Below are 14,307 nucleotides of genomic sequence, written 5' to 3'. Positions count from 1 at the left end.
CCAATCCCCCGCGATGACGCCGCCGCCGCTCGCCGAGTGGCCCGGCGCGGAGATCGCGCCCGGCGTGGCGTTTCAGGGCGACGGGTCGCTCACGCTCGAAGCGGGCGAAAGCGGGCTTCCGGTCCTGTCCTTCTGGCGCCCGATCCTCTTCCGCGAGGAAACCGACGAGCCCATCGCAGGCCGGATGGACTGCAAGGTCGTCGCTGCCGAGCAGCCCTATGACGAAGCCGCCTTCGACCCGGACGCGAAGCACGCCGCCACCGCCGGGGCGCGCGAGCGCCAGGGCTTCATCGACGAGGACGTGCTGCGCGACATCGGCGAGCATACCCGCCGCCTCGACGTCGTCGGCCGCCGCAACGCGCCGCACCAGCACTATGTCCTCTCCTACATCCTCGTGCGCGACGGGGCGCGGATGATCGACATCCGCCGCAACTGCACATTCGTCCACGGCAAGGGCATCACGAAGATCGACGCGCTGCCTTACGTCTATCGCTACACCAAGCTGACCTACGGCTTCGAACCGAACGGAGCGACAGGATGATCCGCGCCCACTTGGCCATCCTCGCCGCCTTGCCGGTGCTCGGGGGCTGTTCGCTGCTCTGGCCCGAGGACGAGCGCCTCGGCACCGAAAGCGCCGAGGACTGCGCCGCGCGCGTCGCCAAGGCGCTCGGCCCGGGGTCGGACTTCCGGCTCTACGAGCGCGAGACGGGCGTGCCGACCTACACCTACGACATCACCAAGCTGGGGCTCGAAGAGGTGCAGGCGCTGGTGGGCGAGGGCGGGGATGAGACCGCGGGCGCGCGCACCATGTCCGAAACCAACATGACCGACACCGCGGTCGAGGAATTCATGGCCCGCGAGGTGGACGAAAAAGGCGCCTTCTTCCTCGGCCGCGATCCGGCACTCTACCGCGTGCGGGGCGAGCGCCAGCCGGTCGCCGGGATGATCGCAAGCGGCTGCGCCCGCCAGAAGGCCGATATGCGCTTGATCGACGTGCAGGTGGCCGCCTCCGCAGCCGAACCAGACCACTCCGCCGACGGCGAACCCGAACAAGAGACGCAAGACTGATGCCCAAACGCACCGACATCTCCTCCATCCTCGTCATCGGCGCGGGCCCCATCATCATCGGGCAGGCGTGCGAGTTCGACTATTCGGGCACGCAGGCGATCAAGGCGCTGAAGGAGGAAGGCTACCGGGTCATCCTGGTGAACTCCAACCCGGCGACGATCATGACCGATCCCGAGTTCGCCGATGCGACCTATATCGAGCCGATCACGCCCGAAATCGTCGCCAAGATCATCGCCAAGGAAAAGCCCGACGCGCTGCTGCCGACGATGGGCGGGCAGACCGCGCTCAATTGCGCGCTGAAACTGGACGAGATGGGCGTGCTGGCAGAGCACGGGGTCGAGATGATCGGCGCGCGCGCCGACGCCATCGACAAGGCGGAGAACCGCCAGCGTTTCCGCGAGGCGATGGACGCGATCGGCCTCGAAAGCGCGCGCTCGGGCGTCGCCAACACGCTCGACGAAGCGCGCGAGGTTCTGGAACGCACGGGGCTCCCTGCGATCATCCGACCCAGCTTCACCCTGGGCGGGACGGGCGGCGGGATCGCCTACAACACGCAGGAATTCGAGCGCATCGTGCGCGAGGGGCTCGACGCTTCGCCCACCACCGAGGTCCTGATCGAGGAATCGCTCCTCGGTTGGAAGGAATACGAGATGGAGGTGGTGCGCGACCGCAAGGACAACGCGATCATCATCTGCGCGATCGAGAACGTCGATCCGATGGGCGTGCATACGGGCGATAGCATCACCGTCGCCCCGGCGCTGACCCTCACCGACAAGGAATACCAGATCATGCGCTCGGCCAGCATCGCCGTGCTGCGCGAGATCGGGGTCGAGACGGGCGGCTCAAACGTCCAGTTCGCGGTCAATCCCAAGGACGGCCGCCTGATCGTGATCGAGATGAACCCGCGCGTCTCGCGTTCGTCGGCGCTGGCGTCCAAGGCAACCGGCTTTCCCATCGCCCGCGTCGCGGCGAAGCTGGCCGTGGGATACACGCTCGATGAAATCACCAACGAAATCACCGGCGCGACGCCTGCCAGTTTCGAGCCGACCATCGACTATGTCGTGACCAAGATCCCGCGCTTCGCCTTCGAGAAGTTCAAGGGGGCGGAAGCCACGCTGTCGACCGCGATGAAGTCCGTCGGCGAAGTCATGGCGATCGGGCGCAATTTCGCCGAGTCGATGCAGAAGGCGCTGCGGGGGCTCGAGACCGGGCTCGACGGGTTCAACCGCGTGCCCGAACTCGAAGGGGCGGCGAAGGACGTCATCACCGCGGCCCTGTCGAAGCGCACGCCCGAGCGCATCCTGAAAGTGGCACAAGCCTTTCGCGAGGGGCTGTCGGTCGAGGAAATCGGCGCGGTCACTTTCTACGACCCGTGGTTCCTGCGCCAGATCGAGGCCATCATCGAGGCCGAGCGCGAGGTGCAGACAGACGGCCTTCCGCGCGATGCCGAAGGGCTGAGGCGATTGAAGGCGATGGGCTTTTCCGACCGGCGATTGGCGACGCTCGCGGTGCGTTCGGTCGGGGTCGCGGGCGGGCTTGCCGAGACCAAGGCGAAGTCGTCGGGCCTGCTCCACACCGCGCTGCAGGCGATGGCGGGGGCGACCGATGAAAGCGAGGTCCGTGCCCTGCGCGCCAAGCTCGGCGTATTCCCGGTGTTCAAGCGGATCGATTCCTGCGCCGCCGAATTCGAGGCGATCACGCCCTATATGTATTCGACCTACGAAGCGCCCAGCTTCGGCGAGGCCGAGTGCGAGGCGGACCCGAGCGACAGGCGCAAGATCGTCATCCTCGGCGGCGGCCCGAACCGGATCGGGCAGGGGATCGAATTCGACTATTGCTGCGTCCACGCCTGTTTCGCGCTGGCCGAAGCGGGCTTCGAGACGATCATGGTCAATTGCAATCCCGAAACCGTCTCGACCGATTACGACACCTCCGACCGGCTTTATTTCGAGCCGCTTACGGCCGAGGACGTGCTCGAAATCCTGCGGGTCGAACAGAGCAAGGGCGAGCTGGTCGGCGTGATCGTCCAGTTCGGGGGGCAGACGCCGCTCAAGCTGGCGCAGGCGCTGGAGGATGCGGGCATCCCGATCCTCGGGACAAGCCCCGACGCGATCGACCACGCCGAGGACCGCGAACGCTTTGCCAAGCTGGTCAACAAGCTGAAGCTGAAACAGCCCGACAACGGTATCGCCTACACCCGCGACGAGGCGGCGGCTGTGGCCGCGCGGATCGGCTATCCGGTGCTGCTGCGGCCAAGTTTCGTGCTGGGCGGACGGGCGATGGAGATCGTCGATAGCGAAGCCCAGCTCGACGACTACATCGCCAATGCCGTGACCGTCTCCGGCGACAGTCCGGTGCTCGTGGACCAGTACCTGCGCGACGCGATCGAGGTCGATGTCGACGCCCTGTGCGACGGGACGGAAGTGCGCGTCGCGGGCGTGATGCAGCATATCGAGGAGGCGGGCGTCCATTCGGGCGATTCCGCCTGCACCCTGCCGCCCTATTCGCTGCCGCCTGAGGTCATCGCGGAAATGGAGCGCCAGGCCGATGCGCTTGCCCGTGCATTGAATGTCGTCGGCCTGATGAATGTCCAGTTCGCGGTCAAGGACGGGGAAGTCTACCTGATCGAGGTCAACCCGCGCGCCAGCCGCACCGTCCCCTTCGTCGCCAAGGCGATCGGCCAGCCCGTCGCCAAGATCGCGGCGCGGGTCATGGCGGGCGAGAAGCTCGCCGATTTCGAGCCTTTCCGGCGCGACCTGCCCTACATGGCGGTGAAGGAGGCGGTCTTCCCCTTCAGCCGTTTCCCCGGCGCGGACCCCGTCCTCACGCCCGAGATGAAATCGACCGGCGAGGTCATGGGCATTGATCGCGACTTCGAGGCCGCTTTCCTCAAATCGCAGATGGGCGTCGGCATGGCGCTCCCGCGCGAGGGCACGCTGTTCGTCTCGGTCAAGAATTCGGACAAGGCCGGGATCGTCGAGGCGGTCCGCACGCTTATCGGCGAAGGTTTCCGCATTCTCGCGACTTCCGGCACGCAGGGCTATCTTGCCGAACAGGGGCTTGACGTCGAACGGGTCAACAAGGTCGCCGAAGGCCAGCCGCATATCGTCGACAAGATCATCGACGGCGAGATCGCGCTCATCTTCAACACCACCGAAGGCTGGCAGTCGTTATTGGATTCGAAATCGATCCGGGCGAGCGCGCTGGAAAAGAAGGTGCCCTATTACACCACGGCGGCCGCATCGCGCGCCGCAGCGGCGGCGATTCGCGCGGTAAAGCCGCACCAGCTTGAAGTCCGCTCCCTGCAGGACTACTATGGTGGGCCGACCACGTAACCTTCCCTTCCGACATTTCGGGTTCGCACCGGTCCCCTTGCCTTGAAGAGGGGGCGCGATACCGAAGTGACAATTGGCCGGACCTTTCGGCCGCGATAACAGTTCGGAAGCGCAAGGCTTTGGAGGATAAAGGACGGACATGGCAACGATGGAAAAGGTTCCGATGCTGGTGGAAGGGTATGAGCGGCTGACCGCCGATCTCAAGGCCCTGCGCGAGGAACGCCCGAAGATCGTCGACGCGATCGAGGAAGCACGCGCGCACGGCGACCTGTCGGAAAACGCCGAATATCACGCCGCGAAGGAACGTCAGGGCCAGGTCGAGGCGCAGATCGCCGAGATCGAGGACAAGGTCAGCCGCGCCCAGATCATCGATCCCAGGACACTGTCGGGCGACAAGATCATCTTCGGTGCGACCGTGACCCTGCTCGACGAGGACGACAAGCCCGTCAAATATCAGATCGTCGGCCAGACCGAGGCGGATGCGGCCAAGGGGCGGATCTCCTACTCCTCGCCGATGGCGCGCGCGCTGATCGGCAAGCAGGTCGGCGACGAGATCGAGGTGACGGTCCCTTCGGGAGACAAGTTCTATCTCGTCGAGAAGATCGAATTCATCTGAGCATTACGCGGCAAGCGCCTGATTATAGGTGCATTTGCTGACGGATCATACGCGCCGGCAGGGCCGAGGCCCCGCCGGCGTTTTCGCTTGGACGCCGTGTAGGACAAGTAGGAATCGCAATTCGCTCAATCCGCTCCCCGAATGAATTAGATCAACTTGCGCGCGGACCCGGTTGGATATGCGCGCTGCCGGGTGCGGTTCACTCTTCGGGTGTCAGCAGCTTGTGGATGTGGACCACGACATATTTCATCTCGGCATCGTCGACCGTGCGCTGCGCCTGAGCGCGCCAGGCTTCGACGGCGGCTTCGTAGGAGCTGAACACGCCGACGACGTGGAGGCTTTCGGGGTCCTGGAATTCGTACCCGCGCGGATCCTTGACGCGGCCGCCCATGACGAGGTGGAGGCGCTGGCTGGGGGTGGTTTCTTCCATGGCTGGTGGTCCTTGCTTGGCTAGCCCTTGCGCTGGTCGCGCACGAAAAAGGGCTGTGGGGAGGAATCCCCGCAGCCCTTAATCGCTTTCGCGCGCCGAGCAAGCCCGCCGACTTCGTCGGGCGGGTCCGAGCCGGGCTGATCGGCTCAGCCCGCGATGCGGTCCTTGATGTCGCGCGCGGCGCGGCTCGCCTTGCGCTTGGTGCGGCGGGCGGTGCTGCGGGCGCTGTCGGCAACGGTCCCGGCGCGATATTCTGCCTCGCGCCGGGCCTTGCGCGCGGTGGCTTCCGCGCTGTCCGACAGGTCCTCGAGCTTGTCCTGCCCGGCCTCGGCCGCGGAAAGCGCATCGTCGACGAGGCTGAGGACGTAGGCGGTGAGCGCGTTGATGAGCGGGGCGAACATCGCCTCGCCCGAGCGCTTGGCCGCGCTGCCCGCCGCGCTTGCCGCACCGCCGACCGCGCCTGCGGTGGCGTTTGCGGCGCGCCTGGCCGCACGGCGACCGGGCGGGGTGGCAAGACCGATCAGGATGCCGATCCCGATAGCGCCCGCGACCACCGTGAGCGGATGGGCGCGGGTGTAGTCGCGCGCCGCGACGGCGGCATCGCGCGCGTCGTCGGCAAGAGTGCGCTCCTGGATGCGGCGCTCGCTCGCCTCGATCTTGGCGCGCAGTTCGTCGCGCTTGTCATCGCCGCTTCCGCCCGCGCTGCCATTGGGGGACGCGGTCTTTTCCCAGGTCGTGTGCGTGGTGGTTTCGGTCATGGTTTCTCCTTGCCCGCCTGCTGCGGCGGGCGCTTGTCTTTGCGGCGCATATATACGCCGTTTCAGGCTCTTGGGAAAGCAACGGGGCGAGGGCAGGACGTGTTCCCGCGTCCCGCCCGGCTTGCCTTGCCGTTCCGGCCTATTCTTCGCCTTCCGCGTCCGCTTCGGGCGGATCGGCGAGGCCGAGGATCTCAAGGATGGGCTGCCGCGCGAGGAACAGGAACAGCGCCCCGATCAGCACCGCGATAACGCCGCGATTGTCGTCGGCGCGGTCTTTCGCGATTTCGTAAACTTCCTCGGCGCCTTCCTTGAGGCGGGTCCCGGTGCGCGCCGCGATGCTTTTCGGCGTGAAGCTTTCTTTCGCGTGTTCGATATCGGCCTTGAGTACGGCAAGAGCGGCGTTGCGCAGCGCGCGGTCCTCGGCGAGGCGGGGGTCGATGTCGGGCATCTCACTCTTCCCCCGCGGCAGCTGCAGGCTCGTCCTTGGCAAAGATCGCCGAGATCCGCTTGCCCCGCTTCATCGCCATCCAGCCGAGCAGGCCCGTGAGGGCAAGCAGCGCGCCGACCACGATCGCGATCGAACCCCAGATCGTTACCAGCGGGGCGAGCGCCATCACAAGTCCGACCGCGAGGGCCAGCACCGCGACGTGCAGCACGACCACAGCGACCACGACAAGGCCGAGCGCGATTCCGGCGTTCTTGCCGGCGAGGCTGGCGCGCGTCTTCTGGAAGGCGAGCTCGGCCTCGGCATAGGTCCGCGTATCGTCGATCAGCGCGGCGAGTTCCTCGGTGAGGCTTTCGGAAAGCCCCTCCTCGGGCGGGCCGACGGTCGTGGGGTCGGCAGGCAGATCGTCGGGCAGGGTGGCGGGATCGAAGGGGTCCTCGATCCCGTTCGCGCTGTCGGGCGGCAACGACTCCTCGCCACCCGGCGAGGACGTCGCCAGGGTGGCCGAATCCTTCCGCGCTTTCGTCCGCGTCGCGTTCACGGCCCTCAGTCGCGCGAACCGCGGAACAGGCGGGCGAACAGGAAGCCCGCGAGCGCGGCGAGGCCGACAGCAAGGCCGGGGCTCTTGCGCACGAATTCGCGCGCGTCCTCGCCCAGCTCCTCGACGCTCTTCTCATCGAGCCGGGCCGAAGTCTCGGTCAGGCTGCGCGAAGCCTTGCGGGCATAGTCGCCGTATTCTTCGCCGAAGCGCTCGTCGATTTTCGTTGCCGTGTCGGAGACGACGTGGGACAGCGAGACAAGACCTTCGCTGACCGATTTCTTGCCCTCGCTTGCAAGTTCGCTGGCGCGGGTTTTCGCCTTTTCGGAATAGGCTTCGCCCTGGTCGGATGCCTGTTCGCGGTAGGCGCCGACGCGGGTCTGCGCTTCGCTGCGCAGGGCAGCGGCGCCGGCCTTGGCTTCCTCGAGCGCGGCGTTGAAGCGGCTCTTGGCCTCGGCAGCGTGGCCGGTGTCTGCGCTTTTGGCGGTCGCACCCGTCTTGTTCGAGGAGCCGGCCTTCTTGGGGCCGGTCGATTTCGTGGTCGAACCCTTGGCCGATTTCGCCGGGGTCTTCTTCGTCGCGGCGGATTTCGTCGTGGTCGATTTCGTGGTGCTGCTTTCTGCCATGATCGTCTCGTCACCTCCCGTGATCGAATGGATAGACAGTGAATTCACCGTCTCGTCTTTCTATGCAATGGCCGCGCGGCGAAAAGGGTCCGAAAAGCCGCCTGGCCACCTGTCCGCCAGCCGGGCGAACCGCGTAATGAGCCGCTTGCGCCGCTCCCGCGGGGCGCATAGGGACGCTCGCAAAAAACTCACCATTGCCGAATTCAGCCTACTATACATCACAGCCGGAGCCAAACATGACCGCGATCATCGACCTTCAAGGGCGCGAAATCCTCGACAGCAGGGGCAATCCCACGGTGGAAGTCGATGTCCTGCTCGACGACGGCAGTTTCGGGCGCGCGGCCGTGCCCTCGGGCGCATCGACCGGCGCTCACGAGGCGGTCGAGCTGCGCGACGGCGACGCGGCGCGCTACAAGGGCAAGGGCGTGCTGAAGGCGGTCGAGGCGGTCAACACCGAAATCCGCGAGCTGCTCGTCGGTGCTTTCGATGCCGAGGACCAGCGCGACATCGACCTGTCGCTGATCGCTCTCGACGACACGCCCAACAAGGGCCGGCTCGGCGCGAACGCGATCCTCGGCACCAGCCTTGCGGTCGCCAAGGCGGCGGCCGCGGCGCGCGGCCTGCCGCTCTATTCCTATATCGGCGGGGTTTCGGCGCACGTGCTGCCGGTGCCGATGATGAACATCATCAATGGGGGCGAACACGCCGACAACCCGATCGACATCCAGGAATTCATGGTCATGCCGGTCGGCGCGGATTCGATCGCGGAAGGCGTGCGCTGGGGGTCGGAAATCTTCCACACGCTCAAGAAGGGCCTGGCCGACAAGGGTCTCGCCACGGCTGTGGGTGACGAAGGCGGCTTTGCCCCCGACCTTGCGAGCACGCGCGATGCGCTCGATTTCATCATGGGCTCGATCGAGCAGGCCGGGTTCAAGCCGGGCGAGGACGTGGTGCTGGCGCTGGACTGCGCGGCGACCGAATTCTTCCGCGAGGGCCGTTACGAGATTTCGGGCGAGAACCTCTCCCTTTCGGGCGAGGAAATGGCCGACTACCTCGCCAAGCTGTGCGGCGACTACCCGATCCGTTCGATCGAGGACGGCATGAGCGAGGACGATTTCGAGGGCTGGAAGGCGCTGACCGATCTTCTCGGGGACCGCGTCCAGCTGGTCGGCGACGACCTGTTCGTGACCAATCCCAAGCGCCTTGCCGACGGGATCGCCCGCGGCCTTGGCAATTCGCTGCTGGTCAAGGTCAACCAGATCGGCACGCTGACCGAGACGCTCGAAGCGGTCGATATGGCGACCCGCGCGCGCTACACCAGCGTCATGAGCCACCGTTCGGGCGAGACTGAGGACGCGACCATCGCCGACCTCGCGGTCGCGACCAATTGCGGGCAGATCAAGACCGGCAGCCTCGCCCGGTCGGACCGCCTCGCCAAATACAACCAGCTGATCCGTATCGAGGAAGAGCTCGGCACCAGCGCCGATTACGCGGGCGCTGGTTGCTTCGGCGCGCTGGGAGGCTAAGCGGCTCCTCCGGCGAGAGCGAAATAGCGGTCCATCGCCTCGAGCCCGCTTTCCGTCAGGCGAACCAGCACGCGGCGCTGGTCTTCGGGATCGTGTTCGCGGGCCACCAGTCCGCGATCCGCCAGCACGCCGAGCCAGCGCAGCCCCGTCGTCGGCGGCGCGGCGGAACCGATGCACGCGCTCGACACCGACACGGGCTTGCGCTCGACATGGGCGATGTAGAGGTCGAGCAGGATGTCCCAGGCGGGCTCTCCGAATATTTCCTCGTCGCCGAAAATCGCACCCCGGCGGCGCCGCGCGGCATAGGTTTTTCGGGCGAGGACGGCATGGCGGCGGCGTCGCTGGTCGAGGTCGACAACCGGGGCGGGGGCGGCCGCTGCAGGCGCCGGGGGCACGGCGGCCGGCGCGGTGTTCGTGAAATCGCCCTCGCGCAATTGTCGCGCAATCGCCAAGAGCTGGTCGGCGAAGGGCGTGAGATCCACCGGGGCGGGCGGTGTCTCGCGCGGACGGAGGCGGGTGGGGTGGTTCGCAGGGGGTGATTGCGAGGGCAAGGGCGAAGGACCGGGGGACGAACCGCGTTGTGCGGAGCGTCGGCGAGTGGCCTCATGGTCGGGCTCCGTCGGCTCATCATCCGCGTGCTGTGCCCCGAAGCGGTCGGGAAAGGCGGATATGCGGGCGTCATCCACGATGCACGCTCCGCTCGTCAGGCGGCGGACCGGGCGTGCGGCACTTAGGTCGGACGGGATTGCGCTGTCGGGCCATTCGGGTTGCGACCTTCCGGTTCTGAGGCGCTTCGAGGACGACAGGCCCTCTCGGCCCATCGACAACGGCGCCTATTACGGATTTTAATAGCTTACCCGCGCCTTGCTGGCTTTACGGACGATTCCTCAGGTGGATTGCCTAGGCGCGCCGGGGAGACGCACGCTCCCTTCCGGGTCGCGCAGTCAGTGCGAACGACCCGTTGCCGGAAGGATGCAGAGCAGGCGCGCGTCGATTTCCGCGGCGAAGGGCCGCCCGAGGCTTCCGCCTGCCCCGGCGAGGTCGTTCGCTGCTTCACCCTGCAGAGCGGCGAGATGTTCGACCGCGGCGTTCACGTGGATTGCCGGAATACCGGCCCCGACGCGGTCGAGCCGCGCAAGGCACTCACGCAGGACGAGCGCGACTTCACGCAGTTCGCGGCTCACCTCGCCCGTGTCGTCATCGCCCGTATGGCCATTGGCCGGACTGCCCGTGTCGTTCAATTGGTTTCCCCTGGGATTCGCGATTCACCGTCGACCCTCCGGGTGATTGCGTAGCCCACCCTTATGAAGACCTATATCAGGGCAAATACGTAGCGCTCAGCGCGCGAAACGCTCGGCGAGCGCCATCATCGCGAGCGCGGCGCGCGCTGCCTCGCCGCCCTTGTTCTTCTGTGCGGGGTCGGCTCGGGCGATGGCCTGGGCTTCGTTCTCGACCGTCAGGATGCCGTTGCCGATGGCAATGCCGTCCATCGTCAGCGCCATGATCGCGCGCGCGCTTTCGCCCGCAACGATCTCGAAATGATAGGTCTCACCCCGGATCACCACGCCTATCGCCACGAAGGCGTCGTACTCTCCGCTTTCCGCCGCGAGCGCGATGGCGCCCGGTACTTCGAGCGCACCGGGCACGGTCAGGACTTCGGCTTCGTGCCCCGCCGCCTCGATCACGGCGCGCGCGCCCGCGATCAGCTGGTCGTTGAGGTGTTCGTAGAAGCGCGCTTCGACGATGAGGAGACGGGCCATTGGCAATTACTCCGGGATCGGCCTGTGGCCGGTGATGGTCAGCCCGAAGCCTTCGATAGCGACGAGGTCCGGGCGCGAATTGGACAGCAGGATCATGTCGTGGACGCCGAGATCGGCGAGGATCTGTGAGCCGATGCCGATATTGCGCAGTTCCTCGTCCTTGCTCCACGCTCCCGTCCCGACGCGCCCGGTCAGGATGACGATGATGCCCGAGCCGTGCTCGCCCACCGCTTCCATCGCGCGCTGGAGCGTGCGCTTGCGGGGGCCGGGTTGCCCGAGCACGTCGTCGAAGACCGAGATCGGGTGGACGCGGGCGAGGGTCGGCTCGCCGGGGACGACATGGCCCTTCTGGAGAACATAAGCTTCGTTGCCCTCGACCCGGTCGCGATAGGTGATGAGCCGCCAGTGGCCGCCATAGTCGCTTTCGAAGGAGCGTTCACCGGTGCGTTCGACGAGGTGATCGTTGCGCATCCGGTAGGCGATGAGATCGCGGATCGTGCCGATCTTGAGGTCGTGCTTGCGCGCGAAGCGGACAAGGTCGTCCATGCGCGCCATGGTGCCGTCCTCGTTCATGATCTCGCAGATCACGCCCGATGGGTTGAGGCCGGCAAGGCGCGAGATGTCGACCGCTGCCTCGGTGTGGCCGGCGCGCACGAGCGTGCCCCCGTCGCGCGCGGCGAGGGGGAAGACGTGGCCCGGTGTGACGATGTCATCCGCTCCTTTGGTGGCGTCGATCGCGACCGAGATCGTGCGCGCCCGGTCGGCGGCCGAGATGCCCGTGGTGACACCCTCTTTCGCCTCGATCGAGATGGTGAAGGCGGTCTGCATCGATTCCTTGTTGTTGCGGCTCATCGGTTCGAGCCCGAGCGCATCGACCCGCGCCCGGTCGAGCGCGAGGCAGATGAGGCCGCGCCCGTGAGTCGCCATGAAATTGATCGCGGCAGGCGTCGCCATCTGGGCGGGGATGATGAGGTCGCCCTCGTTCTCTCGGTCCTCGTCGTCGACGAGGATGTACATCCGCCCGTTGCGCGCCTCGTCGATGATCTCCTCGATCCCGACGAGGACCGGGCGTTCGTCGTTTTCGTCGAGGAAGGCGGCGAGCTTGGCGAGGGTTTCGGCGGTAGGATTCCAGCTGTCCTCGGCGCAGTCGCGCAAAGTGTTGGCATGGAGCCCGGCGGCGCGGGCGAGCCCGGCGCGGGTGAAGGCGCCGCTCTCGACGAGCTCGCGCACGCGTGTGACGGTCGATGTGTCCATGCGCGCGGCCTATCACATCGCAATGTGAGGTCAACCCGCTGCGTCTTCGGATCGCTGTCGGCTCCTTACAACGAGACGGCGACCAAGGCTTGCTAGGCTATGATTGAGAAAGGGGGGCTTCGTGATGTCTTGGATCGCGCGTTCTCGGGTAGCCATCCAGAAGCATTTGGCCTGTTCGCTCGCGCTGCTTATCGCGCTTGCCTGTGGGGCGCCGGTCCATGCCGAGAAACTTCCGCTGGCGCGCGACGGGGCTCGCGATTCGGCGATCTACAACGGCCAGCAGAATATGCCCGTCCGCCTATATGGCGTGGCGCAGAAATGGGCGCGCGATTGCACTCGGGGCGGGGCAAGGGACTGCGTGCGCCTTGCCGATGCCTTTTCGACCGGGCTCGGCGATCTCAAGGCCAGCACGCGGGTGGCTGCGGGCTATTACCTCGCCGCCTGCGAGCACGGCGCGGCAGGGGCTTGCGCCACCTATGCCGGGCTCGCTTTCGGAGGTTCGCTTCCCCTGCCGAAGCCCGGGCCGGCGCTGAAAAGCGCACGCAACGGGTGCGAGATGGGATCGCGCGATGCCTGCGCCTGGCTCGGGGTCGCCCATTTCCGCGGCGAAGGCGTGGCCAAGGATGTCGCGCGGGCGGAAGACCTGTGGCGCGATTCGTGCACCGGGGTCGGCGACGAAGGCTGCCGCTTCCTGGCCAACCACCTCGAGACAGTCGCGGATACCGCCGCCGAGCGTGCCTCGGTGCGGGAACTCTATGGCGAGTTCTGCCAGTCCGCCGTTCCCTGGGCCTGCCTCGGCGCGGCGCGAATGGATGGGTTCGACCGGTCCGGCTCGCTCGACCTCCTGCGGCGCGGATGCATGGAGGGCGAGGGCGACAAGCTCAAGGTCTGCGCGGCATACGGAGCAAGGCTTGTCAGGCTGGGCGATGCGGAATCGGTCGACCTCGGTGAAGGGTTCCTCAACTCGGCCTGTACGGCCGGGCTTGCCGACAGCTGCTATGCGATCGGGCACCACGGGTTCAGCCGCAACGCTCGCCTTGGTGATGTGACGCCGGGGGAAGCCGGCTATTACCTGCGACGAGCGTGCGATTTCGACCATGCTGCGGGCTGCCATGAACTTGCCCGCGCCTATCTTGCTGAGCGTATGCGCGAGGCGGGGCCGGAGCAGCGCATGGCCGTCGTCATGCTCATGCTCAAGGGATGCCGCCTCGGCCATCGTCCGTCCTGCGACTGGGCGCGGGCGAACAATGCCGAAGCGCAGCGCGGGGCGATCCTCGCGCAGATGGTCGATCCCTCGCTCCCGGCCGCAGAGCAGCTCGCTCGCGCGGTCGAACTTGCCGACAGCGGCGCCTACGAAAAGGCGCGCAATACCGTCGCGCTGTTGATGGAGGAGCAATACGAGGAAGCCGAATGGCTGCTCGGGAACTGGTTCCTGACCGGCAAGACCGGCATTGTCCCGCCGAACGAGCGCAATGCGGTGATCCTGATCGAGAACGCGGCGAAGGTCGGCCATGTCGAGGCGGCCAAGTGGATGGGCATGGCCCATTGGTACGGTCAGCACGGCGTAAAGCAGGATCGCAAGATCGGACTCAATTACATGAAGATCGCCGCGCGTTTCGGGGACGAGGAAGCGACGCTGATCCTGCGTTCGATGCTCGCCGAGCCCGAACGCCAGCGGCGCGCCGAACGCGCCCGGCAGATGGCAGAGGCGGCCAAGCAGCAGCGCAGCATCTTCAGCGGGTGGCTGGCGGCGCTGTCTTCGCGGTCCTGGTCGAGTTCGACCCGCACGGGGATTTCCGCCAGCCAGCGCTCCGCCAATGCCAGCTGGCAGCGGCACCAGACCAGGATGGACAATCTCTATTTCAACCAGCGGATGGACTACCTCACCGGTCGCAGCACGGCCTGCAATTATTCCAACCCCTATTGCTGACATTCACGACCCGAAGGACCG

Annotated in this window: 15 protein-coding genes; 6 read left to right on the top strand and 9 right to left on the bottom strand. The window is 66.5% G+C overall.

Annotation, left to right across the window (positions count from 1 at the left end; all coding sequences use genetic code 11):
* Positions 1–13: 13 nt before the first annotated feature.
* The 4 genes from G9473_RS05335 to greA all read left to right on the top strand — a co-directional run bounded on the left by G9473_RS05335 (position 14) and on the right by greA (position 5,019).
* Positions 14–541: a carbamoyl-phosphate synthase large subunit gene (locus G9473_RS05335; protein ID WP_291136874.1), complete on the top strand. Its 528-nt coding sequence runs from the start codon at positions 14–16 to the stop codon at positions 539–541.
* Positions 538–1,068, top strand: a complete 531-nt coding sequence (locus G9473_RS05330) for a hypothetical protein (RefSeq protein WP_291136871.1) — start codon at positions 538–540, stop codon at positions 1,066–1,068. Before G9473_RS05335 ends, G9473_RS05330 begins: the two co-directional genes overlap by 4 nt.
* A complete protein-coding gene (gene carB / locus G9473_RS05325) occupies positions 1,068–4,403 on the top strand; it encodes a carbamoyl-phosphate synthase large subunit (protein WP_291136868.1) in 3,336 nt (1,111 codons plus the stop codon). The genes G9473_RS05330 and carB overlap by 1 nt, the downstream gene beginning before the upstream one ends.
* Before the next feature lie 139 nt (positions 4,404–4,542).
* Positions 4,543–5,019 (top strand): transcription elongation factor GreA, encoded by a 477-nt coding sequence (greA, locus tag G9473_RS05320; protein WP_291136865.1) that lies wholly within the window; start codon positions 4,543–4,545, stop codon positions 5,017–5,019.
* A gap of 199 nt (positions 5,020–5,218) precedes the next feature.
* Here the strand turns inward: greA and G9473_RS05315 are convergent, their stop codons facing one another.
* From G9473_RS05315 to G9473_RS05295, 5 genes are all read right to left on the bottom strand, one after another.
* The gene (locus G9473_RS05315) at positions 5,219–5,449 is read right to left on the bottom strand and encodes a DUF4170 domain-containing protein (RefSeq protein WP_291136862.1); all 231 of its coding nucleotides are present in this window, start codon (positions 5,447–5,449) and stop codon (positions 5,219–5,221) included.
* A 146-nt stretch (positions 5,450–5,595) separates the two neighbouring features.
* Positions 5,596–6,207, bottom strand: a complete 612-nt coding sequence (locus tag G9473_RS05310) for a hypothetical protein (RefSeq protein WP_291136859.1) — start codon at positions 6,205–6,207, stop codon at positions 5,596–5,598.
* Between the two features lie 139 nt (positions 6,208–6,346).
* Positions 6,347–6,655 (bottom strand): hypothetical protein, encoded by a 309-nt coding sequence (locus G9473_RS05305; protein WP_291136856.1) that lies wholly within the window; start codon positions 6,653–6,655, stop codon positions 6,347–6,349.
* A 1-nt stretch (position 6,656) separates the two neighbouring features.
* The gene (locus G9473_RS05300; protein ID WP_291136853.1) at positions 6,657–7,193 is read right to left on the bottom strand and encodes a phage holin family protein; all 537 of its coding nucleotides are present in this window, start codon (positions 7,191–7,193) and stop codon (positions 6,657–6,659) included.
* A gap of 5 nt (positions 7,194–7,198) precedes the next feature.
* On the bottom strand, positions 7,199–7,864 hold the full coding sequence (locus tag G9473_RS05295; RefSeq protein WP_291136850.1) for a hypothetical protein: 666 nt from the start codon (positions 7,862–7,864) through the stop codon (positions 7,199–7,201).
* 188 nt (positions 7,865–8,052) lie between these two features.
* Here G9473_RS05295 and eno point away from each other — a divergent pair, with 188 nt between their 5' ends.
* Positions 8,053–9,342 carry a phosphopyruvate hydratase gene (gene eno, locus G9473_RS05290; protein ID WP_291136847.1) on the top strand — a complete coding sequence of 430 codons (1,290 nt, stop codon included), beginning with the start codon at positions 8,053–8,055 and terminating at the stop codon, positions 9,340–9,342.
* Here eno and G9473_RS05285 read toward each other — a convergent pair.
* The 4 genes from G9473_RS05285 to ribB all read right to left on the bottom strand — a co-directional run bounded on the left by G9473_RS05285 (position 9,339) and on the right by ribB (position 12,356).
* Complete coding sequence (locus G9473_RS05285) at positions 9,339–9,824, bottom strand: winged helix DNA-binding protein (protein ID WP_291136845.1); 486 nt, start codon at positions 9,822–9,824, stop codon at positions 9,339–9,341. The two genes, eno and G9473_RS05285, sit on opposite strands and share 4 nt — an antisense overlap.
* Before the next feature lie 462 nt (positions 9,825–10,286).
* Positions 10,287–10,583: a hypothetical protein gene (locus G9473_RS05280; protein ID WP_291136842.1), complete on the bottom strand. Its 297-nt coding sequence runs from the start codon at positions 10,581–10,583 to the stop codon at positions 10,287–10,289.
* A gap of 96 nt (positions 10,584–10,679) precedes the next feature.
* Positions 10,680–11,102, bottom strand: a complete 423-nt coding sequence (ribH, locus tag G9473_RS05275) for a 6,7-dimethyl-8-ribityllumazine synthase (protein ID WP_291136839.1) — start codon at positions 11,100–11,102, stop codon at positions 10,680–10,682.
* A gap of 6 nt (positions 11,103–11,108) precedes the next feature.
* Positions 11,109–12,356 carry a 3,4-dihydroxy-2-butanone-4-phosphate synthase gene (ribB, locus tag G9473_RS05270; protein WP_291136837.1) on the bottom strand — a complete coding sequence of 416 codons (1,248 nt, stop codon included), beginning with the start codon at positions 12,354–12,356 and terminating at the stop codon, positions 11,109–11,111.
* Positions 12,357–12,522: 166 nt separating this feature from the next.
* On the opposite strand from ribB, the gene G9473_RS05265 reads away from it, so the two are divergent.
* Entirely contained in the window at positions 12,523–14,286 is a 1,764-nt protein-coding gene (locus G9473_RS05265; protein ID WP_291136834.1) for a hypothetical protein, read from the top strand.
* The last annotated feature ends 21 nt before the right edge of the window (positions 14,287–14,307 follow it).

Source organism: Erythrobacter sp., from assembly GCF_011765465.1.
Taxonomy (GTDB): Bacteria; Pseudomonadota; Alphaproteobacteria; order Sphingomonadales; family Sphingomonadaceae; genus Erythrobacter.
Note: the sequence above shows the minus strand (reverse complement) of the source record. Positions and strands in the feature narration are given on the sequence as shown.

What these genes read in the sequence shown, in the direction of transcription:
- ribH (WP_291136839.1), bottom strand. Translation starts at nt 11,102, where the DNA reads ATGGCCCGTCTCCTCATCGTCGAAGCGCGCTTCTACGAACACCTCAAC.
- G9473_RS05315 (WP_291136862.1), bottom strand. Translation starts at nt 5,449, where the DNA reads ATGGAAGAAACCACCCCCAGCCAGCGCCTCCACCTCGTCATGGGCGGC.
- G9473_RS05310 (WP_291136859.1), bottom strand. Translation starts at nt 6,207, where the DNA reads ATGACCGAAACCACCACGCACACGACCTGGGAAAAGACCGCGTCCCCC.
- carB (WP_291136868.1), top strand. Translation starts at nt 1,068, where the DNA reads ATGCCCAAACGCACCGACATCTCCTCCATCCTCGTCATCGGCGCGGGC.
- G9473_RS05335 (WP_291136874.1), top strand. Translation starts at nt 14, where the DNA reads ATGACGCCGCCGCCGCTCGCCGAGTGGCCCGGCGCGGAGATCGCGCCC.
- G9473_RS05330 (WP_291136871.1), top strand. Translation starts at nt 538, where the DNA reads ATGATCCGCGCCCACTTGGCCATCCTCGCCGCCTTGCCGGTGCTCGGG.
- greA (WP_291136865.1), top strand. Translation starts at nt 4,543, where the DNA reads ATGGCAACGATGGAAAAGGTTCCGATGCTGGTGGAAGGGTATGAGCGG.
- ribB (WP_291136837.1), bottom strand. Translation starts at nt 12,356, where the DNA reads ATGGACACATCGACCGTCACACGCGTGCGCGAGCTCGTCGAGAGCGGC.
- G9473_RS05305 (WP_291136856.1), bottom strand. Translation starts at nt 6,655, where the DNA reads ATGCCCGACATCGACCCCCGCCTCGCCGAGGACCGCGCGCTGCGCAAC.
- eno (WP_291136847.1), top strand. Translation starts at nt 8,053, where the DNA reads ATGACCGCGATCATCGACCTTCAAGGGCGCGAAATCCTCGACAGCAGG.